Source organism: Natronomonas pharaonis DSM 2160 (assembly GCF_000026045.1).
GTDB classification, from domain to species: Archaea; Halobacteriota; Halobacteria; order Halobacteriales; family Haloarculaceae; genus Natronomonas; species Natronomonas pharaonis.
Map to the genome: position 1 here is coordinate 814540 of NC_007426.1, position 26456 is coordinate 840995.

Annotated in this window: 31 protein-coding genes; 14 read left to right on the forward strand and 17 right to left on the reverse strand. The window is 64.1% G+C overall.

Going from position 1 to position 26456, the window contains the following annotated elements:
- Nucleotide 1 precedes the first annotated feature (1 nt).
- Entirely contained in the window at nucleotides 2-898 is an 897-nt protein-coding gene (locus NP_RS04200; RefSeq protein WP_011322568.1) for an MBL fold metallo-hydrolase, read from the reverse strand.
- A gap of 62 nt (nucleotides 899-960) precedes the next feature.
- On the reverse strand, nucleotides 961-1824 hold the full coding sequence (locus NP_RS04205; protein ID WP_011322569.1) for a hypothetical protein: 864 nt from the start codon (nucleotides 1822-1824) through the stop codon (nucleotides 961-963).
- A 154-nt stretch (nucleotides 1825-1978) separates the two neighbouring features.
- Between NP_RS04205 and serS the strand changes: the two genes are divergently transcribed.
- Nucleotides 1979-3349, forward strand: a complete 1371-nt coding sequence (gene serS, locus NP_RS04210) for a serine--tRNA ligase (protein ID WP_011322570.1) — start codon at nucleotides 1979-1981, stop codon at nucleotides 3347-3349.
- A 12-nt stretch (nucleotides 3350-3361) separates the two neighbouring features.
- Here the strand turns inward: serS and NP_RS04215 are convergent, their stop codons facing one another.
- A complete protein-coding gene (locus NP_RS04215) occupies nucleotides 3362-3634 on the reverse strand; it encodes a DUF7577 domain-containing protein (RefSeq protein WP_011322571.1) in 273 nt (90 codons plus the stop codon).
- 186 nt (nucleotides 3635-3820) lie between these two features.
- Here NP_RS04215 and NP_RS04220 point away from each other — a divergent pair, with 186 nt between their 5' ends.
- Nucleotides 3821-5074, forward strand: a complete 1254-nt coding sequence (locus NP_RS04220) for an RNA-guided endonuclease InsQ/TnpB family protein (protein WP_011322572.1) — start codon at nucleotides 3821-3823, stop codon at nucleotides 5072-5074.
- Nucleotide 5075: 1 nt separating this feature from the next.
- Here NP_RS04220 and NP_RS04225 read toward each other — a convergent pair whose 3' ends face one another.
- Nucleotides 5076-5414, reverse strand: a complete 339-nt coding sequence (locus NP_RS04225; RefSeq protein WP_011322573.1) for a nuclear transport factor 2 family protein — start codon at nucleotides 5412-5414, stop codon at nucleotides 5076-5078.
- 75 nt (nucleotides 5415-5489) lie between these two features.
- Here NP_RS04225 and NP_RS04230 point away from each other — a divergent pair, with 75 nt between their 5' ends.
- Nucleotides 5490-5993, forward strand: a complete 504-nt coding sequence (locus tag NP_RS04230) for a DUF367 family protein (RefSeq protein WP_011322574.1) — start codon at nucleotides 5490-5492, stop codon at nucleotides 5991-5993.
- A gap of 115 nt (nucleotides 5994-6108) precedes the next feature.
- Here the strand turns inward: NP_RS04230 and NP_RS04235 are convergent, their stop codons facing one another.
- On the reverse strand, nucleotides 6109-6927 hold the full coding sequence (locus NP_RS04235; RefSeq protein WP_011322575.1) for a peptidoglycan DD-metalloendopeptidase family protein: 819 nt from the start codon (nucleotides 6925-6927) through the stop codon (nucleotides 6109-6111).
- Between the two features lie 50 nt (nucleotides 6928-6977).
- On the opposite strand from NP_RS04235, the gene NP_RS04240 reads away from it, so the two are divergent.
- The gene (locus NP_RS04240; protein ID WP_011322576.1) at nucleotides 6978-7682 is read left to right on the forward strand and encodes a lipoate--protein ligase family protein; all 705 of its coding nucleotides are present in this window, start codon (nucleotides 6978-6980) and stop codon (nucleotides 7680-7682) included.
- A gap of 32 nt (nucleotides 7683-7714) precedes the next feature.
- Nucleotides 7715-8983 (forward strand): dihydroorotase, encoded by a 1269-nt coding sequence (locus NP_RS04245; RefSeq protein ID WP_011322577.1) that lies wholly within the window; start codon nucleotides 7715-7717, stop codon nucleotides 8981-8983.
- Here the strand turns inward: NP_RS04245 and NP_RS04250 are convergent.
- A complete protein-coding gene (locus NP_RS04250) occupies nucleotides 8980-9639 on the reverse strand; it encodes a DUF5806 family protein (protein WP_011322578.1) in 660 nt (219 codons plus the stop codon). The genes NP_RS04245 and NP_RS04250 overlap by 4 nt on opposite strands.
- A 90-nt stretch (nucleotides 9640-9729) precedes the next feature.
- On the opposite strand from NP_RS04250, the gene NP_RS04255 reads away from it, so the two are divergent.
- Both NP_RS04255 and NP_RS04260 read left to right on the forward strand, forming a co-directional pair.
- On the forward strand, nucleotides 9730-10098 hold the full coding sequence (locus NP_RS04255) for a universal stress protein (protein WP_011322579.1): 369 nt from the start codon (nucleotides 9730-9732) through the stop codon (nucleotides 10096-10098).
- The gene (locus tag NP_RS04260; RefSeq protein ID WP_011322580.1) at nucleotides 10095-10631 is read left to right on the forward strand and encodes a GNAT family N-acetyltransferase; all 537 of its coding nucleotides are present in this window, start codon (nucleotides 10095-10097) and stop codon (nucleotides 10629-10631) included. The genes NP_RS04255 and NP_RS04260 overlap by 4 nt, the downstream gene beginning before the upstream one ends.
- 1 nt (nucleotide 10632) lies before the next feature.
- On the opposite strand, the gene NP_RS04265 is transcribed toward NP_RS04260, so the two are convergent.
- From NP_RS04265 to NP_RS04270, 3 genes are all read right to left on the reverse strand, one after another.
- Nucleotides 10633-11892 carry an RNA-guided endonuclease InsQ/TnpB family protein gene (locus NP_RS04265; RefSeq protein WP_011322581.1) on the reverse strand — a complete coding sequence of 420 codons (1260 nt, stop codon included), beginning with the start codon at nucleotides 11890-11892 and terminating at the stop codon, nucleotides 10633-10635.
- A gap of 3 nt (nucleotides 11893-11895) precedes the next feature.
- Nucleotides 11896-12018, reverse strand: coding sequence for a hypothetical protein (locus tag NP_RS15075; RefSeq protein WP_269764018.1), 123 nt, complete (start codon nucleotides 12016-12018; stop codon nucleotides 11896-11898).
- Between the two features lie 233 nt (nucleotides 12019-12251).
- Complete coding sequence (locus tag NP_RS04270) at nucleotides 12252-12686, reverse strand: universal stress protein (RefSeq protein ID WP_011322583.1); 435 nt, start codon at nucleotides 12684-12686, stop codon at nucleotides 12252-12254.
- Between the two features lie 191 nt (nucleotides 12687-12877).
- On the opposite strand from NP_RS04270, the gene NP_RS04275 reads away from it, so the two are divergent.
- Nucleotides 12878-14482: a methyl-accepting chemotaxis protein gene (locus NP_RS04275; protein ID WP_011322584.1), complete on the forward strand. Its 1605-nt coding sequence runs from the start codon at nucleotides 12878-12880 to the stop codon at nucleotides 14480-14482.
- Here the strand turns inward: NP_RS04275 and NP_RS04280 are convergent.
- Entirely contained in the window at nucleotides 14479-16656 is a 2178-nt protein-coding gene (locus NP_RS04280) for an LUD domain-containing protein (RefSeq protein WP_011322585.1), read from the reverse strand. The genes NP_RS04275 and NP_RS04280 overlap by 4 nt on opposite strands.
- Entirely contained in the window at nucleotides 16653-17162 is a 510-nt protein-coding gene (locus tag NP_RS04285) for an LUD domain-containing protein (RefSeq protein ID WP_011322586.1), read from the reverse strand. The genes NP_RS04280 and NP_RS04285 overlap by 4 nt, the downstream gene beginning before the upstream one ends.
- A 121-nt stretch (nucleotides 17163-17283) precedes the next feature.
- On the opposite strand from NP_RS04285, the gene NP_RS04290 reads away from it, so the two are divergent.
- From NP_RS04290 to NP_RS04300, 3 genes are read left to right on the forward strand one after another with little or no spacing between them, the layout of a single operon-like run.
- Nucleotides 17284-17661, forward strand: coding sequence for a hypothetical protein (locus NP_RS04290; RefSeq protein ID WP_011322587.1), 378 nt, complete (start codon nucleotides 17284-17286; stop codon nucleotides 17659-17661).
- Nucleotides 17662-17708: 47 nt separating this feature from the next.
- Complete coding sequence (locus tag NP_RS04295; protein WP_011322588.1) at nucleotides 17709-18149, forward strand: DUF2240 family protein; 441 nt, start codon at nucleotides 17709-17711, stop codon at nucleotides 18147-18149.
- A complete protein-coding gene (locus NP_RS04300) occupies nucleotides 18149-18529 on the forward strand; it encodes a hypothetical protein (RefSeq protein WP_011322589.1) in 381 nt (126 codons plus the stop codon). The genes NP_RS04295 and NP_RS04300 overlap by 1 nt, the downstream gene beginning before the upstream one ends.
- Before the next feature lie 10 nt (nucleotides 18530-18539).
- Here the strand turns inward: NP_RS04300 and NP_RS04305 are convergent, their stop codons facing one another.
- Nucleotides 18540-18725, reverse strand: a complete 186-nt coding sequence (locus NP_RS04305; protein ID WP_011322590.1) for an HVO_2922 family protein — start codon at nucleotides 18723-18725, stop codon at nucleotides 18540-18542.
- Nucleotides 18726-18816: 91 nt separating this feature from the next.
- On the opposite strand from NP_RS04305, the gene pyrF reads away from it, so the two are divergent.
- Complete coding sequence (pyrF, locus tag NP_RS04310; RefSeq protein WP_011322591.1) at nucleotides 18817-19626, forward strand: orotidine-5'-phosphate decarboxylase; 810 nt, start codon at nucleotides 18817-18819, stop codon at nucleotides 19624-19626.
- Here the strand turns inward: pyrF and NP_RS04315 are convergent.
- Both NP_RS04315 and NP_RS04320 read right to left on the reverse strand, forming a co-directional pair.
- Nucleotides 19623-19826: a hypothetical protein gene (locus NP_RS04315; protein ID WP_011322592.1), complete on the reverse strand. Its 204-nt coding sequence runs from the start codon at nucleotides 19824-19826 to the stop codon at nucleotides 19623-19625. The two genes, pyrF and NP_RS04315, sit on opposite strands and share 4 nt — an antisense overlap.
- A 52-nt stretch (nucleotides 19827-19878) precedes the next feature.
- Nucleotides 19879-20088 (reverse strand): hypothetical protein, encoded by a 210-nt coding sequence (locus tag NP_RS04320; protein ID WP_049939475.1) that lies wholly within the window; start codon nucleotides 20086-20088, stop codon nucleotides 19879-19881.
- Between the two features lie 8 nt (nucleotides 20089-20096).
- Between NP_RS04320 and NP_RS04325 the strand changes: the two genes are divergently transcribed.
- Both NP_RS04325 and NP_RS04330 read left to right on the forward strand, forming a co-directional pair.
- Nucleotides 20097-20777, forward strand: a complete 681-nt coding sequence (locus NP_RS04325) for a phosphoglycolate phosphatase (protein WP_011322593.1) — start codon at nucleotides 20097-20099, stop codon at nucleotides 20775-20777.
- An 82-nt stretch (nucleotides 20778-20859) separates the two neighbouring features.
- Entirely contained in the window at nucleotides 20860-22464 is a 1605-nt protein-coding gene (locus NP_RS04330; RefSeq protein ID WP_011322594.1) for a GTPBP1 family GTP-binding protein, read from the forward strand.
- A 1-nt stretch (nucleotide 22465) separates the two neighbouring features.
- Here the strand turns inward: NP_RS04330 and NP_RS04335 are convergent, their stop codons facing one another.
- The 3 genes from NP_RS04335 to pyk all read right to left on the reverse strand — a co-directional run bounded on the left by NP_RS04335 (nucleotide 22466) and on the right by pyk (nucleotide 26395).
- Nucleotides 22466-24127, reverse strand: a complete 1662-nt coding sequence (locus NP_RS04335; protein ID WP_049939476.1) for an ABC1 kinase family protein — start codon at nucleotides 24125-24127, stop codon at nucleotides 22466-22468.
- Between the two features lie 83 nt (nucleotides 24128-24210).
- Nucleotides 24211-24558: an Hsp20/alpha crystallin family protein gene (locus NP_RS04340; RefSeq protein ID WP_011322596.1), complete on the reverse strand. Its 348-nt coding sequence runs from the start codon at nucleotides 24556-24558 to the stop codon at nucleotides 24211-24213.
- Nucleotides 24559-24613: 55 nt separating this feature from the next.
- Nucleotides 24614-26395: a pyruvate kinase gene (gene pyk / locus NP_RS04345; protein ID WP_011322597.1), complete on the reverse strand. Its 1782-nt coding sequence runs from the start codon at nucleotides 26393-26395 to the stop codon at nucleotides 24614-24616.
- Nucleotides 26396-26456 lie beyond the last annotated feature (61 nt).

A 26456-nucleotide genomic window follows, 5' to 3' on the forward strand; every position in this document is an offset into this window, starting at 1 on the left:
GTCACTCGCTATCGAGATACTGGAGCACGCCTCTGACGTTCATCGCCACCTCGGCCCGCCCTTTCGTTTCGCCCCACACTTCGTCGATGGTCGACTGCTCGACGAAGTGTTCGATGACGGCCTCGTCATCTTCCAGCCGCTCGCGTGCCGCTTCGACGGACTCGACCCAGTCAGTGATGACCGCGATGTAGGTCTCGATGCGGTCGGCGGCAGGTGCGGGGCCGAAGTGCCCATAGCAGATTGTCTCCGGGTCGAGGTCGGCTATCAGCTCGGCGTCTTCGACTACGCCTTCGAGGTCGAAATCTGCAGGCGGTGATGTCTCCCGGACGGTGTCTAGTTCCGGAACATAGATGCCGGCCGCATCGGCCGCAAAGACGACGGCGTCGTCCGGTTCGTGGAGGATGCCCTGATGGAACGCGTGGCCGGGGGCGTCATGGAGCACGAGTTCCCTGTCGCCGAGGTCGAGCGTTGCGCCGTCGGCCAGCGGCTCCAGCCGGCTCTCTGGGACTGGCCGGGGTTCGGTGTAGAACTGTATCTGCTCGCCGACGGCCCGCTTTGTTCCCTCCCAGAGCCCACTCGGGTCTATGAGGAACTGTGCGGCAGCCTCGGGCGTGTAGACATCCGCCGCCGTTTCCTCGACGAGAAAGCCGGCCCCGCCAGCGTGGTCGAGATGAGCGTGTGTCGGGATGATGTACTCCAGTTCCGACCGGCCGATGCCGACCGCGTCGAGCGCATCGAGAATGCGGTCGTAGTGGGTGCCGATGCCGGTATCGACGAGCGCCGGCCGCTCTGTGTCGTAGATGTAGACGGCTCCGTAGCCGTCCGTCCCGTACATCCCCGTGTCGACGTAGTAGCAGTCCACCACCGACTCGACCGAACGAACGTCACCGATTCCCATACACCGCGCTTTGTCGGCGGCGGTCAAAGGTCCGACGGTCGCTGGTAGCAGCTTTCGAGCGGTCAGAACGCCGCCCGAAGCGCCGTCCAGAGGTCCCGCTGTCGCTTCTGGAGAACCGATATCGGGTCAGCAACGGTGTAGGTCTCCTCCTCGTCGTCGGTTCGTTCGGCAATCCCCTCCCGCTCGAAGTCCGCAAGCGTCGATTCGACGACGGATTCGGGGAAGACAGTCTTGGAGGCGATTTCCTCGGCCGTCGCACCGCCGAGTGCCTGTGCGGTGAGGTACACGGAGACGCGCTGCGGTGACTCCAGCAGCTCGACCAGTAGCTCCCCGACAATAGTCCCGCCGGCGTTCGTTGTCGGCTCGGCTCTGACCATCTCCTCTTTTGTCAGCGGTTCCGTCACCTCCAGCCGGGCCTCGATGCAGTTGATGGCCGTCGTCCGTGCCTTCCCCTCCTGTTCGCGTTCCAGCAGCCGCTCCAACGTTACCGGCTCGGTAATCGCCCCGACGAGCGTCTCCAGCTCGTCGACCGTGTAATCGCCCGGGTCGACATCCAGTAGGTCCTCCTCCCTGATTTCGTCGTCGGTCACGAAACCGACCACGCCGTACCCCTCTATCTGCAGCCCCAGTTCGATTTCGTGGACACCGAGGTGGAGCCGCTGGCGGTCGAGAATGACCTGTACCGTCTCTGCCAACCCCAAGTACATCGGGTTTTCCGCCGATATTTCGTCGGCCTGGTAGCGCTCCGACTCGGAAAGCTCCAGTGTAATCCGCTCCGGTGGCACCGGCTCGCCGTCGACTTTCGCGCTTGTGACACCCTGAAATTCCGCCTCGATGAGCCGGTTTTTCAGCTCGAATTCCACACCCCGCTCGGTGTTCTTGAGGCTCTCCCACGTGAAGAGCCGTTCGAGATACTGTTCTATCATGCCCGCGACAAGCGCCCCTCGCTACTTCGCTCTGTCGCCAACGGTACGTGGTACCACTCGGCGTTCACGCGGCCAACTGCTACTTGCTTTGCTCTTGCTACGGGTGCCGCGATTACCGACACGACTTTGCCGGCCGACGGCGAACCGCCGGCAAATGCTATCGAGGCAGTTCGTCCGTGAAAACCCCGAGGAGGTCCGTCGCGCACTCGACACCAAGGGCGTCGACGTCGACCTCGACCGTATCCTCGACATCGACGAGGAGTGGCGCGAACTCAAGGCGGAAGGCGACGACCTCAGGCGGCAGCGCAACGAGGTCTCCAGCGAAATCGGCAAGCTCAAGCGCGACGGCGAGGAGGAAGCCGCAGCAGAAGCAATCGAACGGTCCCAAGAGCTCAAAGAAGAAATCGAGGCCGTCGAAGACCGTGCCGACGAACTAGAGTCGGAGCTAGAAGCGGCGCTCCTGCGGCTTCCGAACGTGCCCCACCCCGATGCCCCGGTCGGCGACGACGAGTCCGACAACGTCGAAATCGACCGCTGGGGCTTCGATGACCGGCGCTCGCTGCCCGACGAGGTCGTTCCCCACTACGACCTCGGGGAGGAGCTGGATATCCTCGATTTCGAACGCGGGGCCAAGGTTTCCGGCGGCGGCTTCTACTTCGCGAAGGGCGAGGGCGCGCGGCTCGAACACGCGCTCGTCCAGTTCATGCTCGATGTCCACCGCGACGAGCACGGCTACACCGATGTTTTCCCGCCACTTCCGGTCAACTCGGCGTCGATGCGCGGAACCGGTCAGTTCCCGAAGTTCGTCGAGGACGCGTACCGAATCGGCGGTGACAACGACGACCCATACGACGACGACGACCTGTGGCTGCTGCCGACCGCGGAGGTGCCGGTCACCAACATGTATCGTGACGAAATCCTCCTTGATGACGACCTGCCGCTCAAGCAGCAGGCCTATTCGCCGAACTTCCGCCGGGAAGCCGGCGAGCACGGCACCGAAACCCGTGGTATCGTCCGTGTCCACCAGTTCAACAAGGTCGAGATGGTCAATTTCGTCCGGCCCGAAAACAGCTACGACCGGCTCGAAGGACTGCTCGGCGAAGCGACCGACGTGCTCGAACGACTCGGCCTCCCCTACCGAGTGCTTGAGATGTGTACCGGCGACATGGGCTTTACACAGGCGAAAAAGTACGACGTTGAGGTGTGGGCTCCCGGCGACGACATGGAAGACGGCCCGGATGTCGGCGGCCGCTGGCTCGAGGTTTCGTCGGTGTCGAACTTCGAGGACTTTCAGGCACGCCGGGCACACATCCAGTATCGGCCGGAACAGCACGAATCGGCGGAGTATATCCACACGCTCAACGCCTCGGGACTGGCAGTGCCGCGCGTCGTCGTTGCGATTCTCGAATACTATCAGAACGACGACGGCACCGTCGACGTTCCTGAACCCCTCCAGCCATACATGGGCGGCACGGATGTCATCGACGGCCAGGACCCGGTCGGCGAGTCAGCTCTCGGCGAATAGTCCACGCCCAATCTATGGCCGCCGTCGCGGCAGCCTGCGGGCACAACGGCGGCAGAACGTGTAGTCGCCGTCGATAGTCGCCCCGCAGTGTGGACAGCAGCCATCGACAAGCGCCGTCGCCTGCTCGTCGTCGGCGTCCGGAGACGCCGTCAAAAACGGAGCGTACAACCCGCCGGTCGTCCGTGAACGGTCGAGACTGGACTCCGAGCGGAACAGCGGCGCGACTACGTACGCGACCGCGGCGACGGCAAGGGCGATTGCGACGACGTTGACCAGAAGCGACACGCTATGTAGAACTAGATACTCGAACTAATTAAGTCGATAGCCGTCACACCTCGGCGATTTATACGAAATACAGGAGAAAACTCACGGCTTTAGCCGTGGGATGAATCCGTCACTACTGAATCAAACCACGTTCTAGTAGCAGGCCGACTCCCAATATTTAAGAATCACCCGTTCTACATATAAGATATGGAGGTGCGGCGTACTGTCCCCGTTTCACTCGACGTGGACAGCGACGACGCCGCACTCCTCGAAGACACCGTAGACACGTTCCTCTGGTCGGCACAGTACGTCGTTGACCACGCTTTCGAAGGCGAGTACGTCACCACCAGCAAGACCACGCTAGATGACGAAACCTACGACGACGTGCGCGAGAAGACAGACGAGTTCAACGGTGGACTGGTGCAAGCCGCTCGGAACAAGGCCGCTGAAGCCTGCAAAAGCGTCGTCGCACGCTGGAAGAACGATAAGAAAGCGTCGAAACCGACGTTCACCAGCCCACACGTCGTCTACGACCACCGCACCGCCACATTCCACGACGACTACGTGAGCCTCGCCACCACGGACGGACGCATCGAAGCCGACTACGTACTGCCCGACGAGGATAGTGACACGCCGCACTCGGAGTACCTGTTTTCGGACGAGTACGAAACCACGGGTGCGGAACTACACTCCCACGACGGCGACTGGGTGCTTCACGTCCACTGCAAGAAGGAGGTGGAGTCCGACACGTCGGAACAGCCAACCACCGAGAACGGAACGGTTCTCGGGGTTGACCTCGGCGTGAACAACCTCGCCGTCGCCTCGACGGGCACGTTCTGGACGGGCGACGAGTTCGACCACTGGCGGCGTGAGTACGAAAAGCGTCGTGGCTCGCTCCAACAGTGCGGAACGCGCTGGGCGCACGAGAACATCCAGTCAGTCGGACGGAAAGAAGAAGGGCGGTTCAAACAGATGCTCCATCGCATCAGCAACGAACTCGTCTCTGAAGCTCGTGAGAACGAGTGTTCAGTGATTGCGTTCGAGGATTTAACCGACATTCGTGAGCGGACTGGTGCGTCGTGGGGCCACAAGTGGGCGTTCAACCGACTCTACGACTACGTTGAGTACAAGGCTGAAGAATACGGCATCTCTGTGGAGCAAGTTGACCCTGAGAACACGAGTCGGCGTTGCTCACACTGTGGGTTCACCCATCCCGACAACCGTGACGACGAGGACTTCGAGTGCCTAAAGTGCGGGTACGAGAATCACGCCGACTACAACGCTGCGAAGAACATCGGGTTACGGTATCTCCGTCGGAACCAAACTGGGGGCGACGGAGGCGCACCCTTGGGCGTGCGCTTGAACAGCGGGACGCTGAACGTGAACGGAGGCTATTCTCCTGCCGAGGAATCGGCCAGAACGGGAGTCCACGCTGAATCCCACCGCTTTAGCGGTGGGTAGCTCAATCTGGGTGTGCGTCGGTGTAGGTCCTGATTTCGCTGATACCGGACGCAACGAACCCGAACGTGTCGACGAAGCCGAACCACGCAGTGCCGTCGCTCCGGTAGAGCGTTCCTTCAGCCGCGATACGGCCGCTGTCCCCGTAGACGGCCGATAGCTCGTGGCTCGTGTCGCGTTCCGGGCGGCCACCGCGCATGAACGCGACGAACTCTTCCCGGCCCTCGATAACCGTATCCGGCCGTCGGTGGACGAACCCGCCAGCGAGCAGGTCCGAAAGCGCCTCGTAGTCGTCCTCGTCGATAGCCCGGTAATACGCTCGAACCGCCTCAGGACGCTCCATGCCGGTACTGTCGGCCTCCCGGTACATATACCGTCTCCCCGAGCCACTTTTGTGCGCTCGCTGGCAATCCTGCCTGTGGAGCTACACGTCCGGTACGAGGGTGACGACGACCCCGACAAGTGTTCAGCCCGGAAACTAGCTCGGTTCGACCTTGCCGACCTCCATCGCTCGCCGCGGGCGACACCGGCGGGTATCGTCCTTGACCCGCACGCCGACCGGGCGCTTTCGCCTACCGACGCCGACGGCGGGGCGGCAACGGACCGGCTCATCGCTCTCGATTGCTCGTGGGAGACCGCCGAGGCTGAGGCGTTCCGCCTCGACGGCCCGCACCGCTCGCTGCCGTTTCTCGTTGCCGCGAACCCTGTTAATTACGGAACGCCGTTTCAGCTGACAACCGTTGAGGCCTTCGCCGGTGCGCTTTGCATCCTCGGCCACCGCGACCATGCCGAGACTGTTCTCAGCAAGTTTCGCTGGGGCCATACGTTCCTCGAACTGAACGACGAGCCGCTCCGGCGGTACGCGGACTGTACCGACTCTACCGATGTCCTTGACGTACAGGACGACTACCTCGAAGCCTGACCGGATAGAGTTTAAATACCAGCGGGCGGCCAACCGCCACCGTGACGTAGCTGACTGCCCGCGGCGAACACGGCGGTAGCCCGGCGGCCTGCCGCGGGAGCGACGACGCCGGCTGTTAGCCCTCCGATGGTTCGATAGCGATAGTCAACTCGTCGCCGACCGCAACGTCGTGGCCGGACCCGAAGACCAGCTTAACGCTCACCGACCCACGCGAGGCAAAGAGCGACAGCCCCGTCGCAGCCCGTCCACTCGCCCGGATTTCGACATCGCACCACGTGATGCCGCGGCCGTCCTCGTGGCCGACTTCGGTGCCGAGGAGCGACACTGTTTTCGGGAATGCTCCGAAGGCCCCGCCTCTGTCGTAGTGGGGCAGCCCCCCATCGAGCGGCGTTCCGTCATCGGCGGTGAGTGCGACGAAGCCCTCTTCGTTGCCCCCCGGCGCGTCCAACACGACGTACGTTTGCCCGGCTTCGATGACGGTGCCGTACCCGCTCCAGCCGACACCCTCGACCGGTACGTCGACCGTCAACGGCAGCGACCCGCTCGCCCGCTCGATGTTCTGCCCGTGGTCGCGGAAGCCGACGTGGAGATGGTGGTCAACCCAACGCGCAAAAAAGCCCGACCGAATCAGCGTTCCGATGCGGTCGCCGACCTCAATATGCTCGCCGACCTCGACGGCAGGGTCGACGTGTAGCAGCCGCGCTATGTGGTCACCACAGTCGACACAGACGAGATGGTCGACGGACGTCCCGTAGGGCTTTTCCGGACATTGCACCGTCCGGATTGAGCGCACCTCGCCGGAAACCGGTGCGTACGCCGTCTTTCGTGCCGGATACAGGTCGACAGCGCAGCCGTCGTCGTGGGCGGGATACGGCGAGTTGTAACGGGAGAACCGCTCGTAGGGGTCCAGCGCGGCTGCCGGCAGCGTGACCATACCGTCCGGTCGTGCCGTGTCGTTTTATTCTCATCGTCCGTAGACGAGGTATGCACGTCGTTCGAGGGGCTCTCGACTCGGCCGATGCCGACAGGCAGGTCGTTCAGCGGCTCGCCGAGTCGGTGGCGTCAACCGGCGTGCCAGCGCTTCGCGTCTGGCAGCCCCCGAAGCACGTCGCCTTCGGACGCCGCGACAGCGCCGCTGACGGTTACGAACACGCTCGGTTGGCCGCCCGCGAACGCGGTTACACACCGATTCAGCGCCGTGCTGGCGGCACCGCGGTCGCTTACGCCCCCGGAACGGTCGCGTTCGCCTACGCAGTCTCGACAGCTACCGGCCGTGGCGGTATCGAAGACCGGTACCGGACCGCGACAGAGCGGCTGCTTGCGGCGCTTGCATCTGTCGGTGCTGCCGTCCGTCGCGGCGAACCGTCGGCGACGTTCTGCCCGGGGACGCACTCGTTGCGCGCCGACGGTAAGGTCGCCGGCCTCGCACAGCGGGTCAAAGAAGAAACCGCCCTCGTCGGCGGCTACGTCGTCGGCACCGACCGTGCAAGCGCGGCGGTCGCCGACGTTCTCGAACCGGTGTACCGCGCGCTCGGGACGCCGTTCGACCCCACAACGGTCGGTAGCGTCGAAGCAGCCGGCGGCCCAGCGAGCGCCGGGCAGGTCGCCGATGCCATCGAAGCATCGTTTGTCGATGAGCGCCCGGCCAAATACCGCAGCGCCCAAGAGTTACTCGACCGGTCTCCGTGAGGCTTACGGCCCCGCCCCGAGGAACTGGAGTAATGCTGTTCAGCAACGCGACGCTCGCCGACGGGCGGGTCCGGGACGTTCGAGTCGACGGCGAGACGATTGCCGAGGTCGGGACCGGCCTCGAAGCCGACGGCGAAGTGGTCGACGCCGAAGGCAAGCGTCTCCTGCCGGGGATGATAGATGCCCACGTTCACTTCCGACAGCCCGGCTACTCCCACAAGGAAACGTGGGAGACTGGCTCAAAAAGCGCCGCTGCCGGCGGTGTAACGGCGGTCTTCGACCAGCCGAACACCGACCCGCCGACGATTGACGCCGACGGATACGCGGAGAAGGCCTCGCTTGCGACTGCCTCGCTTGTCGACTACGGCATCAACGGCGGCGTCACTGAGAACTGGTCGCCGACGGAGCTGCTGGAGGAGCCGATCGCCGCGCTCGGTGAGGTGTTCCTCGCCGACTCCACCGGTGATATGGGCATCGGCCGCGAGCGCTTTGCCGAGGCACTCGACCACGCGACCGATGCCGGCGTCCTCGTGACCGTCCATGCCGAGGACGCGACCCGCTTCGATGAGTCGGCTACCGAGCGTGACAACGCCGACGCGTGGAGCGCCTACCGGACGGCCGCGGCCGAAATCGACGCCATCGAGCGGGCGTGTGAGACCGCCGATGAACACGGCGCCGACATTCACATCGCCCACACGTCAACGCCCGAGGGTGCCGACATCGCCCGCGAGGCCGGCATGACCTGCGAGGTGACTCCGCACCATCTCTTTTTGTCCCGCGACGACCTCGAGGAGTTGGGGACGTTCGGTCGGATGAACCCGCCGCTGCGGAGCGAAACGCGGCGCGAAGCGATGTTCGAGCGGCTCGTCGACGGCGACATCGACATCGTTGCGACCGACCACGCACCTCACACGCGCGCCGAGAAGGACGCCAGCATCTGGGACGCTCCGAGTGGTGTCCCCGGCGTCGAGACCGTGCTCCCGCTTCTGCTGGACGAAGCCCGCAAGGGGCGGATTAGCTACGAACGTCTCCGTGACGTCACCGCGGCGAACGTCGCCGACATCTTCGACCTCCCCGACAAGGGCCGAATCGAGGCTGGCAACGACGCCGACCTCGTGGTAGTCGACCCGGACGACGCCGAGCCGATTCGCGGCGACAACCTCAACTCGAAGTGCGAGTGGACGCCCTTCGAAGGCCGGGACGGCGTCTTCCCGGAGCTAACGATGGTTCGTGGGACGGTTGTGTACCGTGACGGCGAGTTTGCTGACGCCGTCGGCCACGGGCAGAACGTCCGCGCCTAGTCGTCCTGCGTTTCCATCTCGTGGCCGCAGTTCGGACACTGCAGTTCGTCGTGGCGCAGCGCGGCTGACGACTCCCTGACTTCCCGCATCACGCTCGAAATCCGGTCTTCGGCGGCGAGTTCTTCGTCGACAGTGAGTTCGACCCCCTCGACCTCTAGCAGGAACTTGGCGATCTCTGTCACCTCATACATCAGTTCGTCGAGTTCCTCTGCGGTGTAGAAATCACACATCGCTCCGTACAGGAACGTCGCGCCGGCCTTTCGGACCTTCTCGTCGAACGACGAACGGGCCTGATTGACGGCCTGTGGACTGTACGTGTCGGTCATGAAGGGAACCAGCTCCGGGAGGTTCTCACCAATTTTTGTCATTTCGACACCCGTTTCAGTCCGGAAATCCGCACAGAGGCGGGCTATCGCCCACTCCCTGGCGGTAATATACGTTCGGTCTCTGAGGAACTCGTTTGCGCGGTCGTAGGTCGCTCCGTCAATTTTCGAAAAGCGGGTGTACTCCTGTACGTCCTTAGGGACATCCTCAGCGGGGTCGGCCTCGGTGCCGGCGCTGTCAGACTGCTCTCCGTCGGGCCCGTCCTCAGTCGGCGCTTCGGCGTCGGCTCCGAGGGCATCGTCGTCGGGTGCCGTCCGGGCGTCGTCGTCCATACTATCTGATAGCGGGGGCCGCCGGAAAAAGCGTGTCGGGGGCGCGACCGCAGGCGGGAGGCTTTTGCTCTCGCGGCGTAAGGGTCCGGTATGAAAGTGCTGCTCGGCATCGGTGGAAGCGACGACTCCCTTCTGGCCCTCGAAAAGGCCGTCGACCGGGCGCGGGAGGCGGGCGACGAACTGACAATCGCAATCGTCGAAAACCCCGACTCCGACCGGTCGCCTGAATCGATTCGGGACCGAGTGAAGTCGGTGCTCGACGAGTCCGGCTTCGACGCGGAGGTGCGGATGGTCTCCGGTCACCCGGGAAGCCAACTCCTCGAGTTGGCAGAGCGGGAGGACTTTGACCGCATCGCGTTGGGCGGCGGCGAGACGAGCCCGCTCGGGAAGGTACAGCTCGGCTCCATTGCCGAGTTCGTTCTGCTAAACGCACGAACTACGGTGACACTCATACGATGACACGAGAGTATCCGACCGAAATCGCCGGGCCATACGAGGCCCCGCCGCGCGAGACCGAGGACCGCGACGAGCGCCGCATCGAGGTTCGGCGATACGACGACGAATTCGAACGCCTCATCGATATGTATCGGGCGTTCGACCCGGAGGACCGCGCACAGGGTATCCCGCCAGCCAACGAAAGCGCCATCCGAAACTGGCTCGAACAGCTGCTCGGTGACGATGACAACCCCGGCATCAACGTTATCGCATGGCACGACGACGAACCCATCGGCCACGCGATGCTCATTCCCGACCGGCACGGAGCCTACGAACTGGCGATTTTCGTCCTCCACGAGTATCAGGGGTCCGGCATCGGAACCGAACTCATCCAAGCGCTGCTCGGTGCCGGCCGTGAGGAAGGCGTTGAGCGGGTCTGGCTGACAGTCGAGCGCTGGAACACGCCTGCGACCGCACTCTACCGGAAGGTCGGCTTCGAGTCGACCGGCGACGGCGGCTTCGAAATCGAGATGGCCGCCCGACTCGTCGACGAGTGAACTACCCCACCCTGCTCGCGCTGACGCGCTCGCTGAGGGTGGGGCTTCCTGCTTCCACGACGCGCTTTGCAGACACCGAATGGGTGTCCGTAGGGAGCGCAGTCTCCACAGGCGTGCCTTCGGAGTGACCCACTCCTAGATCGGTGAGGCCGCGAAAAAGAATGTTCCACGCTGCGTTTGCGTCTCTGTCCGCCTCGAAGCCACAGGCAGGACAAGAGTGTTCACGGACCCACAGCGGTTTCTCGGTTTCGACGCCACACTGAGCACACTCTTTGGTGGTTCCTTCGGGTTCAACTTCCACGAAGTGCGTGCCTTCGCGCTCACACTTCGCTTCAAGCATATCGGTGAAGGTGTTCCACGCTGCCGACGCCGTGTTACGGCTGTTACGCGGCGACTCCAGCATGTCTTTCACGTCGAGGTCTTCGACGGCCACCAGTTCATACTCCCGAGCGTAGTAGTTCGAGAGTTTGTGCAGGAAATCACGCTGCTTGCGCTTGATTTGCAGGTGACACTCAGCCACTCTCCGTCGCTGGTTCTCCCAGTTGTTCGACCCATGCTCTTTACGCGAGAGCTTCCGCTGCTCTCGTTCAAGCCTGTCGCGTTCTTCCGAGAGGTCGAGTGATTCGACCGCTGTGCCGTCTGTATCGTGAGCATACTTCAGAATGCCCACGTCAATCCCGACCATCTCATCAATGTTAATATCCTCTAGCGGCGGCTTGGCTGGCGGTTCTGCGTCCATCTCCATGCCGAAAATGGCGAACCACTCGCCAGCCTTCTCTTTTTTGAGCGTGACTTGCTTGACAGTGGCGTCGTCAGGCAGTGGTCGGTGAAGTTCGATGGGGATATCTGCGAGTTTCGACAGCGACAACACGGTCTGACCACCCTTCTTGTCGAGTTCGAAGCCAGACTGGTTGTAGGTGAAACTGCGAAACTCGCGTGGGGACTTCCATCGAAGCTCTCCAACCTTGTAGCCCTGCTCTTTGAGTTGTCCGAGTGCTTTGATATTCTTGGCAATCCGCATGACGGTAGGCTGAAGCACTTTTGAGTAAATGTCGGTGAGTGCGTCCCACCAGTCTTTGAGGTCGGGAAGCTCGTCACGAATCGTGCGGACACGCTGTTTGACGGTGCCTTCGGATTCAGGAATCTGGCTGAAGCGGTACAGTGCGTGGTTGTAGAGTTGCCTACAGGTATCGCGGTGGTAGTCCAGCGTCTCACACTGACTTTCTGTCGGCTTGAGACGATACCTGTAGTTGTAGTTCATAGGTTATGAGTCGCGTTGTTCGATAAGTTCATCCAGTTGTTCTTGGACGAACGAGGAGAGATTCAAATGGTTCTCCTGAATCCATTCTTCTTGGTCTTCTCGGATGGTGATTGTCTTCCGTTTCACCGTATGCATACTATACGTTTAGTGATTAATATATGCTTGGGTTACGTGGGCCTGTGGGCCTGCAACAATCACAGTGTATGAAAAACGATGACGGCGGTGTATCCCCTTCCTACTGCGTCCTCAGAACGCGAAGCGCTCTGATGTGCGAACGAGACGCGGAGCGTCTCGTTAACGCTACTCGGCCTTCGGCCTGCGTTGCTCCTTGAGGAAGGGGGCTTACCGCCTGCATTCAGCTAAACGGACAGCACCGGCTGGGAAGCGTAGGCGATGACGTACTCGGCGGCCTTTTCGATGACCGCCTCCTCGTCGCCGGTGACCGGCTGTCGCGGCACAACGACGAAATCGACAGCCAACATCTCCGCCACATCGAGAATCACGCTCCCCGGGTGCTGTGAGAGCCGACAGGTCGAGAAGCCACAGGCTGAGGAGTGGTCGACCGGCACTGTTCCGGCGATGGCACGGACGCTCGCCATGATTTGCTCGCCGCGGGTCGCGATGTCGGTGGCGTCGACTGCGCCGGCCTCCATCTCCGCCGCGGCGTTTTCGCCGACGAGATATAAAGCGTGAACCCCCGCTCCGTATCGGTCGGCTATCTCGACGGCGTACTCGACGGCATCCATGGCCGTCTCGCTGCCGTCGACCGGCACCAGAACCGTATCGACATCCATGCAGGAACACTCACGAGCGGGCGACAAAAAGCTGTCTTCGACCCCGGCCGAAGGTCCCAACGATTTAAAAATTTCCTCGCTTCGGCTGCCCGATACGCTACCGGAGTATTTTGGCCGTCTCTGAGTAGTGTTCGGTAGGCCAATCCTGTGGGACGCTCGACGCTCTCCCGTCAGGTGGCACGAAACTAACCATGACTGGCTTACGTGACCTCTTCTTCTCGACTCTCGGAACCACTGGTGGAACGGAGACGACGGACGACGGCACCGATACACCGACCGACGATATCGACGTCCCTATCGACGAACAGAACGGCGACGAGACGACCCTCGGCGGTCGGCAGTCCGCCGACGAAGACCTCGATATCGCGGCGACAGCGCTTTTGGACACGCTGCCGCAGCCGGCGTTCATCGTCGACACGAACCATCGGGTTGCGGGCTGGAACCGCGAGATGGAGGTGCTAACCGGCATCGAGCGTGAGGCGGTGCTCGGTACCGACGACACCAGCGAGCTGTTTCGCGACGACCGGACCGAAACGCTCGCTGACGCGGTCATCAACGACCCGGACAACGCCGACGAGACGTTCGGCGCCGAGCGGAGCGGCCGCGACCAGCGGGCCTACGAGGTCGAACAGGAACTGGAAAACGCCGACGGCGAGACTCTGCACGTCCACTCCGTGGCGACTCCTATCTTCCAATCGGGGTCGCTACAGGGGGTCGTTCAGCTCCTGCAGGACAACACCGAGGTCATCCGTCGCCGCGAAGCGATGGCCGACTTGGTGGCTCGCTCGAAAGGAACCGCTGAGTCGCTCGAAGACGGCGACCTCTCGGCGAGAGTTGAGTACACAGACGACCACGAGATTCTCGACGACGAGGTGCTTGAACTAGCCGGCGCAGTCAATGCCATCGCCGAGACAACACAGACGATGGTCAGCGGGCTTGTCGACGAAATCGAGTCGCTCTCGGTGGCGGCCAACCGCATCGCCGACAGCGCCGTCGAAGCGAACGAGGAAATCATCGAACAAAACGACTCGCTACGCTCGATAAACGACGAGATGCAGAACCTCAGTGCGACGATGGAGGAGGTCGCCGCCAGTTCCGACCAGGTCGCGACCGCCGCCAACCGTGCCGAGGAGGCAGCCGTCGAGGGTGCCGACGCCGGCGAGAGCGCACGCGCAGAGATGGACGCTGTCGTCGACACCATCGACGACCTCGTCGAGACCGTCGAGCGGCTCGAATCGCGGATGGACGCCGTCGACGAGGTCATCGAGGTCATCGCCGACATCGCCGACGAGACGAACATTCTCGCGCTGAATGCCTCTATCGAGGCCGCACGCGCAGACGAGGGCGGCGACGGCTTCGAGGTCGTCGCCGAGGAGGTCAAGGCGCTTGCCGAGGAGACAAAGGACAACGCCGAGGAGATATCGGACCGCATCGTCGAGATTCAAGAACAGACCAGCGAAACGGTTGACCGAACCGAGGAGACAAACGAGCGCGTCAGAGGTGCAAGCGAGGAAATCGAGGCGATGCTCGACTCGCTCGATGACATCGTCTCCGCCGCACAGGAGGCCGCTGACGGTATCACAGAAGTCGCCGAAGTCAACGACGACCAGGCCGCATCCGTCGAAGAAATCACCTCGACAACAGAGGAGCTCAACAACCGAGCCGACGAAATCGAGACACAGATCGAATCGATTACCAGCCTCACAGAAGAGCAGCGCGACGACATCGACGATATGGTTGCCCACCTCAACGAACTGGCAGCCGGACAGGCAGCCGACGCCGTCGACGAGGCCTAGCTGTCGGTCGACAGCAACGTCACAGGGTGTGGCGGCCGTTCGCCTTCCAGTGCTGAGAGCTGCTCACAGCAGGAAGTCCCGCTGGCGACGAGGTGGTCGCCCTCGGGGCGGCTCTCTCGGAGCCGCTCGCCGACATCCATGCTGAGCTCGTAGTACTCCTGTTTGTAGCCGAAGCTGCCGGCCATCCCGCAGCACTCGACATCAGTCGTTGAGACGTCGTATCCGACCGCCTCCAGCAACGCTTCGGTCTGTGCCGCCAGCCCGAGCGTCCGCTGTTGGCAGTGGCTATGGTAGACAACCGAGCCGTCGGTCGCGGCTTCGAGCGCCCCGAGTTCGGCTCCGCCGTCCGTGAGTTCATAGAGATATTCGAACAGCTCGTAACTGCTGCCGGCGAGCCGCTCGGCCGCACGGTCCGGGAGCAACCGCCCATACTCGTTGTGGAACATTGCGATATCGCTCGGCTCGATGACGACGATGTCGCGTCCCGCATCGATGTGTTCTGCCAGCGCCGCGTAGACATCGCTGGCGGCGCTGTCGGCCGTCGAAACCATCCCCTGTGACAGCGGCGCGCGGCCGCTCTCCGGGACGGATGGAACGGAGACGGCCACGCCGAGTGCTTCGAGCAGACGGACTGCCTGTTGTCCGCGCTCCGGCTCGAAGTAGTTTGTGTACATGTCGGGATAGACGACCGCTTTGCGGTCGGCGTCATCGTCGGTCGGCCGGTCTGCCGCCCACTCGACGAGCGTCTCGTCGGCCAGCGTCGGGAGGTCCCGCCGCTGGTCGATGCCGGCGACCCGTTCGAGGAGCCGCCGAACCGGCTGTGTATCCGCCAGCGTGTTCGCCAGCCCCGGCGCGAGCGACCCAACCGCAGCCAAGCGCTCGACGTTGCCGAACAGCCGCTTTTGGATGTCAAGCCCGGCCGGCTCCGAATCGGGCGTCAGCCCGGCCACCAGCGGGTCGAACGTCTCCGGTTCGGCCCCTCGGTTTAGCCGGTCGCGGACGACCGTGTTTATCCACGGGATGTCGATTTTCACCGGGCATTTCTCGACACACCGCGAACAGCCGGTACAGAGGTCGTTCATCTCCGCCGCCGAATCGAGGCCGTAGACCCCTGCTTCCCAGCCGGTACCGATGCCACCGGTGTAGGTCTCACCCCCGAAGGCGTGGCCGCCGACCGACTGGAAGTTCGCACAGCTGTTCGAGCAGGCCCCACATCGGATGCAGTAGAGCGTCTCCCGGAGCTGTTCGTCGTTCCGCATCTCCAGCCGACCGTTGTCGAGCAAGACCAGATGGAACGTCCGGTCGTCGGCGGGAACGTACTCGTCAGTCTCGAAGTCGACTGCTGGCGTCTCAACCGGCGGCGTCACAAGCGAGAGATACGAGGTGATGTCTTGGCCAGTTCCCGTTCTGGCGATGAGCTCGACGAACGGTTGGAGGTCTGATACCGACGGCACCAGCTTCTCGACGCCGGCGACGGCCACGTGCGTCGGCGGCGTGACGGCCGTTTTCCGGGCGTTGCCCTCGTTCGTAACCAAACAAAGTGTCCCCGTCTCCGAGACGACGAAGTTCGCGCCCGTGATGCCGGCATCGGCGGCGCGAATGTGCTCGCCGACGACATCCCGCGCGAACGCCGTCAGCTCGTGGGGGTCACCCGCAAGCGGCTCTGCGGGGTCAAGCCGGTCGTTGAACAGCGCCGCGATGTCGTCGGCCGACCGGTGCATTGCGGGGCCGATGAGATGGGACGGTGACTCGTCGGCCACTTGGATGACGAACTCCCCGAGGTCGGTTTCAGTCACTTCGAAGCCGCCGGCCGCAAGTCGCTCGTTGAGCGATAGCTCCTCAGTCGTCATCGATTTGCTCTTGACGATACGGTCGGCGTCACGCATTTCGAGAACGGTCTCGATGTAGTCGTTGGCGTCTGCGGCGTCGTCGGCGACGTAGACCTCGCCGCCGTTTGCCTCGACGGCCGCCCTCACCTCCTCGATGCGCTCCGGCAGTGTCTCGATGGCCTCTGCTTTGATTTGTCGGGCCTGCTCGCGGAGCTGTTCGTAGTCGTCAAATTGGTCGATGGCGTAGCCGGATAGCTGATTGACCGTCCGGGTGTTCTCGCCGATAGCGTCGCCGTCTTCGGCCATCACTTGGCGAATGCGCTCGGCGCGGTCACGCCGGCTCATCGCTCGACCACCACGACGTGGACCTCGGTTGGTCCGTGGACACCCTCGACGAGCGTTCCCATATCGGCCGTCGCGCTCGGCCCCGTTGCCAGCACGCAGCTGTCCGGCCCGTCGCCGCCTATCGTCTGCTCGAACCGCTCGAACGCCGCCGCCATGTCCGGCACGATGTCCGACTCGTCGACTACGACGACGTGCCTCGGCGGGTAGAGACTCACCAGCTCGTCGCCGGCCGCCCGTCCATCGATAGTGACGGTCCCGTAGTCGGCGATGCCGAGGCCAGCCGGTGTCACGCCGGTCTCGGCGGCCGTCAGCGCCGCTGGGCTCGGGTCCATCTCGATAGCCACCTCACCGAAGGAAACACCCTCGAACGAGAGTGGTGTCCCGACTGCCGGCGTCTCAACTACCTCCGAAAGCGTCTCCTCGAACGTTTCGGTGTCCGTCCGGTGGCAACCGTCGGCTGTTCGGCCGACCGCCCGCTCGAACGTTTCTATGGTGCTCGCTGGCATACAACGTACGTCGGACGCCCGCACCTTTGTGCTTGCGCCCACCGTCGCCGCTGTTGCCCGTGTTTGTACCCCCACAGTACTGTGGGGGTGAAGATACCGCTGTCCCGCCCTTCGGTTTTATATGGTCAATGGCTCCGATGGCCAGGACGTATTGCCCGACCTCGAAGCAGTCCGCCCGCGGGCCTATGCCGACGACGACCCCGCCGCTGTGCTTCGGTTTTCGAACGGCGCACGGCTCCGCTACCGGGCTGGAGAGACGGCTATCTTCGAGGAGTGGGTTCCCCCCGCATCCGGGTCACCAGCCCGGTCCCACGAGGTGTCGACGCCGACCCCACACGAGGGAACCGCCGAGCCGACGACTGATGGTCGGCCCTCTTCGCGGGCGCTCTCCGATAAGGCAATCGCCGCGGTCGGCTCGTATCTCTCCTTCGACAGCCGGACTGACGCGGCGTTCACATGGGGCGAAGCAAACGTCGACGTGTTGTTCGGCGACACGTAGCCGGTGGGACCGACGGGTATTTGCCCCGCAGGGCGCATCTCCCGACTATGAGCCTTCGGACCGCCGTCGCCGCCCCGTTCCGCGAGGAGGGGGCCCGGAAGATGGGCGAAAGCGCCTTCGTTGTCGCCCTGTCGCTGGACCGCGATTGGTTTTCGCCGGACCAAGCGAAGCGACTCGTCGACGTGGCCGCCAGCGAGGGGCTGCTCGAACGCGCCGACGGCGACCTCGTCGCGTCGTTTGACCCCGCGTCGACGACTGTTCCTGAGGATTTCGCGCCCGACGAATCGCTGTTGCAGGAGCGGTCGACCTTCGAGCGGGTGCTCGATGAACTCGTCGAGAGCGGTACCGAAAAACAGGACGCTGTCGCCGGCATCAACCAACTCCAATCGGAACTGGGCGTCACAATCGAGGCAGCGGCAGTGCTGTACGCACACGAGCACGGGCTAGATGTCGATGACTACGCCGCGACCGCGCGGGCGGAGCTATAATGGTCCACAACGAAATCGGCCGCGGCGAGCGGATTGCGGAGCTACTTTCCTCGGAGGTCCACGGCCACGACCGCGGCGCACTCGGTGCGCTCTCGGTCACCGATGCCGCCGAGGAGGTCGAGCCGACGGCGGACGGCGCACTCGCCTTCCGTATCGCCGCCGCCGACGAGGTATTGGCGGACGTGTACGTCCAGCCGGACCGCGCCCGCGTTGAATTCGTTGCCGCAACTGAGGCAGCCGCTGCGACAGCCGACAAAGAAGCCCTCCGAGTCCGTCCCAAAGCGGTCGAGCCACCCCGAACGCTCGTTTTTGTAGAGAACGGGGCTGAGGTGAAGGGGGCGCTCCGGGTCGTCAGGCGGGCGGCTGCCGACGTCTTGTAGGCCTGCCCGGCTACTCGCCCTTGAGGATGTCTGCTCCGGGGGCGTTCTCCTTGACGCTCTCGATGCCCTGCTCGCATTTCTGCCGGCTGGCGTAGCCCTCGCCGCTGTCTGCGATGATGTTGCCGTTGTCGTGAACCAGTCGCCAGCGCCACTGTCCCGCGTTGTCTTCGTACACCTCGAACGTTGCTTTCGACATAGCATGCCATTCAAACGCACACCACTTTGCTCTATCGGCGGCTCGGCCCGAAACGGGGGCGTTTTTGTCCGGCGGCCGACAGACGAAAGTCATGAGCTTCTTCGAGACGCTTGCGGACCGCATCGACGACCGGGACAGCGTCGTCTCGGTCGGCCTCGACCCCGACCCCGACCGGCTCCCGGAGTTTCTGGACGCCGACCTTCCCCGCTGGGCGTTCAATCGGCGGGTCATCGACGCGACCCACGAACACGCCGCCTGCTACAAGCCCAACGCTGCCTTCTACGAGGACTCCGACGGGTGGCGCGCGCTCGAAGAGACCATCGCCTACGCTCACGGCAAGGGCGTCCCCGTTCTCCTTGACGCCAAGCGCGGCGACATCGGCAACACGGCCCGCCAATACGCCACGCTGCTCGACGATGACGGGCTCGGAGCCGACGCTATCACCGCCAACCCCTACATGGGGCGAGATACGCTGGAGCCGTACCTCTCTCGGGCTGACAAGGGCGTCTTCATCCTCTGTCGGACCTCCAACAGCGGCGGCGCGGACTTCCAGAACCTCACCGTCGGCAACGACAAGCGCCTGTATGAGTACGTCGCACAGCGCTGTCAGGAGTGGAACGAGCACGAAAACGTCGGGCTCGTCGTCGGCGCGACGGCCCCCGAAGAGCTGGAGTCGGTCCGTGACCTCGTTGACCTTCCCTTCCTCGTCCCCGGCGTCGGTGCGCAGGGCGGCGACGCGGCGGCGGCGGTCGACCACGGCCTCGCAGACGGGGTCGGACTAGTCAACTCCTCCCGGGGCATCATCTTCGCTGGCGAGGGTGCGGCCGACGAAGACGAGTACTTCCGCGCCGTCGGTGCGGCGGCAAAGCGACTCAAGCAGCGGCTCAACAAGCACCGCTAGAAGCGGTATTCGTCGACGCCGTCGGGGTAGTCCTCGGAGCCGCGGCGTGTCGGCGGCCGGTCGCCGTACTCGGCGCGGCAGTCCGTACACAGCCCGCTGTCGCGGTCGTAGTGGTCCGCACAGACCAGCCGAGCACAGCGGTCACACCGGTCTTCGACCGTGGCCGACTCGCAGATTTCACAGAGGCCAGCGACGCTCACAGCCGGCGCTTGGTACCGTGGCCCGATAAACCTTCGATAGGGGGCTAGGTCGCTACGGTTCGCCGTCGAGCCGACAGAACACGCCCGTCACGTCGCGCTCAACGGCGGGACTTTGCCACTCCGCCCCCAGCGACTCGACGACGACGGCCGCGTTGCCGCCGTGCTCGGCCCACCGCTTGCTTTGGGCTCGAACGACGGCGCGGGGAACCGATATCGGCAGCCCTACCGAGAACGGGGGCTTGATACCTGCGCCGACCCTCACGTACGGGTATGGTTGCGCCGCTTGCCGTCGATATCGACGGGACGCTGACCCGCCCCGACAAATCAATCGACCCCCGAGTGTTCGACGCTATCCGCGCGTGGGACGACCACGTCGTCATCGCAACCGGCAAGTCGTTTCCCTATCCCGTCGGACTCTGTGAGTTTCTCGGCATGCCGCTGAACGTTATCGCGGAAAACGGCGGCGCTGTCTACGTCGAGCCGGCGGGTGAGGTCGTCTACAACGGCGACCCTGAGGGCGCAGCAGCAGTCGCCGAGGAGTACGTTGCCGCCGGCTACGACCTCGGCTGGGGCGCTGTCGACATGGTCAATCGGTGGCGGGAAACCGAACTGGCCGTCGACCGCGACCAGCCGCTCGAACCGCTTGTGGCCATCGCCGACGACCACGGGATGGATGTCGTCGACACCGGCTACGCCTACCACGTCAAGGACGCCGGTGTCGACAAGGCAACCGGGCTGGAGACTGTCGCCGAACTGCTCGGCGTTGTGCCGTCGTCGTTCATCGCCATCGGTGACTCCGAAAACGACGCCGAACTGCTCGAACTCGCCGGCACCGGATTCGCCGTTGCCAACGCCGACGCGCACGCTCGCGGGGCGGCCGACGCCGTGACTGACGCCTCCTTCGCCGACGGCTTCCTCGAAGCGCTCGACCGCGCCCGCGACAACCGCTGAGCGGCCACAGCCTCAACAGACGGCCCGTTCTGCCGGTTTCGCGGGGAAGGCTTTTACTGGTGTGGTTGTTACCCCCACCCGTATGAGCGCCGACCGGGCCGCCCTTCGCAGCGCTCTCGAACAGGGCGAACGGGAGGGCGGTAGCGTCGAGTTCAAAGAGCGGCTCACTCGTGGCGTCCATCTCGCTGATGGGCGGCGCGAATCGCTCGTGGCACAGCTCCGACACCGCGTGCTCTCCGGCGACGGCGAGGCGACCTACGTCGTCGGCGTCACGGACGACGGTGGCGTTGCCGGCATTTCGCCGGAGGCCTTCTCCGAGTCGATGGATGTCCTTTCCCTTCTGGCCGATGAGGCCGGTGCCCACATTGATGACGTCGAGACGTGGGGCGTCGACGGCGGCCGGCTGGTTGGCGTCGCGACGCTTTCCGAGGGGTCCGTCCTGAACGTTGATGATGACCACATCGTCGTCGGCACTGCCGGACACGTCGACCACGGTAAATCGACGCTTGTTGGCTCGCTCGTGACCGGCAACGCAGACGACGGCGAAGGCGGCACCCGCGGCTTCCTCGATGTCCGTCCCCACGAAGTCGAGCGGGGGCTGTCGGCGGATCTGTCGTATGCCGTTTACGGCTTCGACGATGACGGCCCCGTCAGGATGGACAACCCCCATCGGAAGTCCGACCGCGCCCGCGTCGTCGAGGAGGCCGACCGGCTCGTTTCCTTTGTCGACACCGTCGGCCACGAACCGTGGCTCCGGACGACGATTCGCGGTCTCGTCGGGCAGAAACTCGATTACGGCCTGCTCGCGGTCGCCGCCGACGACGGGCCGACGAAGACGACCCGCGAGCACCTCGGCATCCTGCTGGCGACTGAGCTGCCGACCGTCGTCGCTATCACCAAATCCGACCTCGTTGATGACGAGCGGCTCCGCGAGGTCGAACGCGAAATCGGGCGGATGCTCCGGGATGCCGACCGGACGCCGCTTTCGGTCGACCGCCACGGCGTCGAGGCGGCGCTGGACGAAATCGACGAGCAGGTCGTTCCCGTCGTAACAACGAGTGCGGTGGCGACTGATGGGCTTTCGGTGCTCGATGAGCTTTTCGAGCGCCTTCCCAAGACCGGCGCGGAGGACGGGTCGTTTTCGATGTACGTCGACCGAACCTACAATGTCACCGGCGTCGGCGCGGTCGCGTCGGGGACGATACGCTCCGGTTCCGTCGAAGCCGGCGACGAACTGCTTGTTGGGCCGCTGGCGGACGGGTCATTCCGTGAGGTCGAGGCCCGCTCCATCGAGATGCATTATCATCGCGTTGAATCGGCCTCCGCGGGCCGCATCGTCGGCATCGCACTCAAAGGTATCAACGAAGCCGACCTCGAACGGGGGATGGTGTTGCTGCCGCGGGACGCCGACCCCGAGCCGGTCCGGGCGTTCGAAGCCGAGGTGATGGTGCTCAACCATCCGACACGCATCGACGACGGCTACGAGCCGGTCGTCCATCTAGAGACGGTAAGCGAGACGGCTTCGATTCATCCCGACGGCGGCCAGTTGCTCCCCGGTGACACCGGCACCACGACCGTCCGGTTCAAGTTCCGGCCCTACGCTGTCGAGGAGGGCCAGCGGTTTGTCTTCCGCGAAGGGAGCTCGAAAGGTGTCGGGACGGTTACTGACATCGTCGAAACCGAGTGATTCACTCGTCGCCGCGACGCTTTCGGAGGTTCTGCCGGGTGAACTGTGGCTTGCCGCGGAGCCCGCGCCGCCCTCTGAACGACCGCCACAGGAGAAACGCGACCGGCACCGCGCCGCCGAGTGCAATCAGCGCCGCCGTGAGGTCGGCGAAGGCGTACAGCACGGCTGCTGCGATGACAAGTGCCGACAGCAGCCCGCCGAAGACGAGCCGCTTTGCCAGCCGGTCGAACGCTGACTCGTCGTCTTCGAAGCTGACCTGCAAGCTGACGTTACCGCGGTCGAGGTCATCAAGCGCCGACTCCAGTTTCGGTGGGACACGGACCATCGACTCTCCGAAGTCCTGTATCTCGCCGACCCGGTCTTCGACGTATCCGCGGGCGCTCTCTTCGATGTAACCCTCATCACGGAGGTAGTCAGTTGCCACGTCGATGAAATCGAAGTCGGGGTCGAGCGTCACACAGACACCTTCAACGACCGTCGCCACTCGCAGCACCAACGCGAGGTTCGGCGGCAATCGTAGCGGGAACTCGTATATCGTGTCCTCGACCTGCTGGATTATCTGCTGGATACGGTACTGCTCGATATCCTCTCCGCGGGCGTCGGCGATGGCCAGTTCCATCACGTTCGCCATTACCTCGCGGTCGGCGTCGGGGCTGAGCGTCCCCATCTCGATGAGCGTATCGAGAATCGCATCGGTGTCCTGTCTGGCGACCGCCATATAGAAGTCGATGATTTTCTCCTGAATGAACGGGTCCACCCGTCCCGACATCCCGAAGTCATAGAAGACGAGCGTGCCGTCGTCTTTGACCGCGAGGTTTCCGGGGTGTGGGTCGGCATGAAACGCCCCGTCGTCGACTATCATCTGCAGGTAGACCTGCTGTAGCGTCCGTGCGAGTTCGGTCCGGTCGACGCCGGCCGAATCGAGGTCATCCAGCTTCGAAATCTTCGTTCCACCGACGTACTCCATGGTTAACACCCGCTGGCTCGAATACTCCGGCAGGGCGTCCGGAACCCGGACGTTCTCGTTTGCTTCGAGGTTTTCGCCGATCTCTTCGAGCATTCGGCGCTCGCGGTTGTAGTCCATCTCCTCGCGGATGGTCGTCTCGAACTCGTCGGCGAGTGTCTCCAGCGAGAACGACCGCGCTTGGTCGACAAACCGCATCAGGATGGGCAGCGACCACCGGATGACGCGGAGGTCGGCTTCGACGAGCGACTCGATGTCGGGACGACGGACCTTCACCGCGACATCGCGGCCGTCAACGCGGGCCGTGTAGACCTGTCCGAGGCTCGCGCCGCTTATCGGCTCCGTGTCGAACTCCTCGAACGTCTCCTCGATGGGGCCGATATCGGACTCGAGTACCGCTTTGGCCCGCTCCCAGTCGGCCGGGGGTACGTCGTCTTGGAGTCGCTCGAACTCCTCGATATACTCCGGTGGAAGCACGTCGGGCCGCGTGGACAGCAACTGACCGAGCTTGATGAATGTCGGTCCCAGCCGGACCAGCGAATCCAACAGCGACTGTGCCCGTCGGCGTCTGGTCTCGGCGGACGGCTGACGGCTCCCGCCGAACAGCAGGAACCGCTTTTTGTCCCTGGCGTAGGCGAAAAGTAACGGGAGAAACTGCGAGGCGACGACGACAAACCGCCAGTAGGCGCGGAGCATCAGCGGACCCCCCCGTGCCGTCGGCTGGACGGTGCCGTTCGATACTGTCGGCTGAGCGGCGATGCAGTGTTCATCGAACGTGGAGGTTACTCGACCGGAATCGTCGTTTCGTCGGCGCCGTCGGCCTTCGGCAGCGTCAGCTCGAGCACGCCGCGTTCGATTTCGCCGGCCGCGTCAGTGCCCGTGGCATCCGGGGGGAGCGGCACCTCGATGTCGAGAAACAGCGACCGCTCCTCGGTGAGGTACTCGAAGGACCGCGGGACCGACTTCTCCCGGCGGGCCGAAATCGAGAGACACCCGTCCTCGAGCTGGACATCGACGGTGTCGGCCGTCGCCCCCGGCAGGTCGATGACGAGCAGATACGCGTCCTCCCGCTCCAGCAGGTCGGCGAACACGGTCTCGGGCAGCTCGTCGAGCGCCTCGCGGAGTTGCATTTGTACGACTCCGTACGTTCGGCCGCGGATTAAAGCCCCCGGTGGCGGCCATCCGCTACCGGTCTCGAACGCTCGTCTCCGTGCCGTTTGTCCGCCTGCTGACGACATCCCCTTCGTAGACGACGGCGCGGTCGCCGTCGACGGTGATATCGGCACCCTCCTCAACCGCCGCCGGAACTGTCGCTCCCGACACCATCGGTACGTCGAGTTCACGGGCGATGATAGCCGGATATCCCGTGAGCCCCTCGTCAACAGCGACGATGCCGCCGATGTTGGTCACATCGCCGTCGAACTCGCCGTCAAAGCCAGCCGGAAGCGCAACGATAGCCCCTGATTGCACCCCGCTGAGGTCCCCATCGTCCGTCCGGACGAGCGGTCCAGCCGACCGACCGCTGACGACGCCTCGCCCGGTCGCCAGCCGCTCGGCGACGGTGTGGACCTTCAGCGTGTTCGTCGCATCTGTTCCCGCCACCCCCGCTATCATCCCCGAAAGGACTACGATAGTGTCGCCGCTTTCGGCGACGCCAGCCGCAGTTGCCTTTGCGACGGCGGTTTCGAGGATGGCATCGATATCGGTGCTGTAGCTCGCATAGCGGGCGTCGATGCCCCACGCGACAGCGAGTTGCCGCCGCACTCGGTCGTCGGGCGTGACCGCCACGACCGGCACCGGCGGCCGGAACTTCGCGGTTCGGCGAGCCGTATATCCCGATTCGGAGACGACGACGATGGCGGTCGCGTCGATGTCACGGGCCAGATACCGCGCCGACCGGGCCAGCGCTTCCGTCCGCGCGCCCGCTTTGGCCGCCGGCACTCGCTCGTCGCGGGTCGCCGCGTATTCACCGCTTGCCTCGATGCGCCGGACGATACGTGCCATCGTCTCGACGGCCTCGACGGGATAGTCGCCGGCCGCCGTCTCCGCCGACAGCATTACTGCATCGGTCCCGTCGAAAACAGCGTTTGCTACGTCGGAGGCCTCCGCCCGCGTCGGTCGCCGGGCAGAAACCATCGAATCGAGCATCTCCGTCGCCGTGATGACCGGTATGCCAGCGTCGACACAGCGGCGGATGATTCGCTTCTGAATGAGCGGGACGTCTTCAAGTGGACACTCAACCCCGAGGTCGCCGCGGGCGACCATCACGCCGTCGGCGGCGTCGATAATACCGTCGAGGTTCTCGATTGCCCGCCCGCGCTCGATCTTCGCGACGACAGCCGTCTCCGTTCCGCCGAACGATTCGAGCGTGTCAACGACCTCGTAGACATCCGCGGCATCGCCGACAAACGACGCCGCGACGAAATCTGCGCCGTGCTCGGCAGCCAAGCGGAGGTCCTCGCGGTCCTCGTCGTCGATAAGGTCCAGTCCCAGATCGACACCACGAGGGGTCACACCTTCCCGGCTCCCGACCGCCCCGCCCGAGTCGACGCGGGCGATGACCGTCTCGCCGTCGACCCGTTCGACGGTCGTCTCGATACGGCCATCGTCGAGCAGCACCGTATCGCCCGGTTCGACGGCGGCTATCGAGTGACTCAGCCCGACGGTCTCCGAGGTCGCCGTCTCGCCTTTGATGAACCGGACCGTCGAGCCGGTGGGAAGCCGTATCGGCTCGGCTATTGTGGCAGTCCGGACCTCCGGCCCCCGAAGGTCTATCATCGCTGCCAGCGGGTCGGCAGTCGCTTCGTCGGCTGCCTGCACCCGCGACAGGAGCTCGGCCCGCTCGTCGGTCGTTCCGTGGCTCGCGTTCAGCCGCGCGACCGACATCCCGGCGTCGGCGAGCCGGCGGATAGTTCCCCGGTCGTCGGAAGCGGGACCGAGCGTGCAGACGATTTTCGCGCGTTGCATACGCCTCCCGTTCGGGCGGGCCCTCACAAAAGCTCCGCTCGGTTCCGACCGTTGATTCGAG

Excerpts from the sequence above, each read along its gene's own strand:
- NP_RS04285 (WP_011322586.1), bottom strand. The coding sequence starts at position 17,162 with ATGCCAGCGAGCACCATAGAAACGTTCGAGCGGGCGGTCGGCCGAACA.
- NP_RS04265 (WP_011322581.1), bottom strand. The coding sequence starts at position 11,892 with ATGAACTACAACTACAGGTATCGTCTCAAGCCGACAGAAAGTCAGTGT.
- NP_RS04220 (WP_011322572.1), top strand. The coding sequence starts at position 3,821 with ATGGAGGTGCGGCGTACTGTCCCCGTTTCACTCGACGTGGACAGCGAC.
- NP_RS04325 (WP_011322593.1), top strand. The coding sequence starts at position 20,097 with ATGGTTGCGCCGCTTGCCGTCGATATCGACGGGACGCTGACCCGCCCC.
- NP_RS04275 (WP_011322584.1), top strand. The coding sequence starts at position 12,878 with ATGACTGGCTTACGTGACCTCTTCTTCTCGACTCTCGGAACCACTGGT.
- NP_RS04250 (WP_011322578.1), bottom strand. The coding sequence starts at position 9,639 with ATGGACGACGACGCCCGGACGGCACCCGACGACGATGCCCTCGGAGCC.
- NP_RS04280 (WP_011322585.1), bottom strand. The coding sequence starts at position 16,656 with ATGAGCCGGCGTGACCGCGCCGAGCGCATTCGCCAAGTGATGGCCGAA.
- NP_RS04240 (WP_011322576.1), top strand. The coding sequence starts at position 6,978 with ATGCACGTCGTTCGAGGGGCTCTCGACTCGGCCGATGCCGACAGGCAG.
- NP_RS04300 (WP_011322589.1), top strand. The coding sequence starts at position 18,149 with ATGGTCCACAACGAAATCGGCCGCGGCGAGCGGATTGCGGAGCTACTT.
- pyrF (WP_011322591.1), top strand. The coding sequence starts at position 18,817 with ATGAGCTTCTTCGAGACGCTTGCGGACCGCATCGACGACCGGGACAGC.
- serS (WP_011322570.1), top strand. The coding sequence starts at position 1,979 with ATGCTATCGAGGCAGTTCGTCCGTGAAAACCCCGAGGAGGTCCGTCGC.
- pyk (WP_011322597.1), bottom strand. The coding sequence starts at position 26,395 with ATGCAACGCGCGAAAATCGTCTGCACGCTCGGTCCCGCTTCCGACGAC.
- NP_RS04260 (WP_011322580.1), top strand. The coding sequence starts at position 10,095 with ATGACACGAGAGTATCCGACCGAAATCGCCGGGCCATACGAGGCCCCG.
- NP_RS04255 (WP_011322579.1), top strand. The coding sequence starts at position 9,730 with ATGAAAGTGCTGCTCGGCATCGGTGGAAGCGACGACTCCCTTCTGGCC.
- NP_RS04330 (WP_011322594.1), top strand. The coding sequence starts at position 20,860 with ATGAGCGCCGACCGGGCCGCCCTTCGCAGCGCTCTCGAACAGGGCGAA.
- NP_RS04205 (WP_011322569.1), bottom strand. The coding sequence starts at position 1,824 with ATGATAGAACAGTATCTCGAACGGCTCTTCACGTGGGAGAGCCTCAAG.
- NP_RS04245 (WP_011322577.1), top strand. The coding sequence starts at position 7,715 with ATGCTGTTCAGCAACGCGACGCTCGCCGACGGGCGGGTCCGGGACGTT.
- NP_RS04200 (WP_011322568.1), bottom strand. The coding sequence starts at position 898 with ATGGGAATCGGTGACGTTCGTTCGGTCGAGTCGGTGGTGGACTGCTAC.
- NP_RS04340 (WP_011322596.1), bottom strand. The coding sequence starts at position 24,558 with ATGCAACTCCGCGAGGCGCTCGACGAGCTGCCCGAGACCGTGTTCGCC.
- NP_RS04295 (WP_011322588.1), top strand. The coding sequence starts at position 17,709 with ATGAGCCTTCGGACCGCCGTCGCCGCCCCGTTCCGCGAGGAGGGGGCC.
- NP_RS04270 (WP_011322583.1), bottom strand. The coding sequence starts at position 12,686 with ATGGATGTCGATACGGTTCTGGTGCCGGTCGACGGCAGCGAGACGGCC.
- NP_RS04225 (WP_011322573.1), bottom strand. The coding sequence starts at position 5,414 with ATGGAGCGTCCTGAGGCGGTTCGAGCGTATTACCGGGCTATCGACGAG.
- NP_RS04290 (WP_011322587.1), top strand. The coding sequence starts at position 17,284 with ATGGTCAATGGCTCCGATGGCCAGGACGTATTGCCCGACCTCGAAGCA.
- NP_RS04235 (WP_011322575.1), bottom strand. The coding sequence starts at position 6,927 with ATGGTCACGCTGCCGGCAGCCGCGCTGGACCCCTACGAGCGGTTCTCC.
- NP_RS04305 (WP_011322590.1), bottom strand. The coding sequence starts at position 18,725 with ATGTCGAAAGCAACGTTCGAGGTGTACGAAGACAACGCGGGACAGTGG.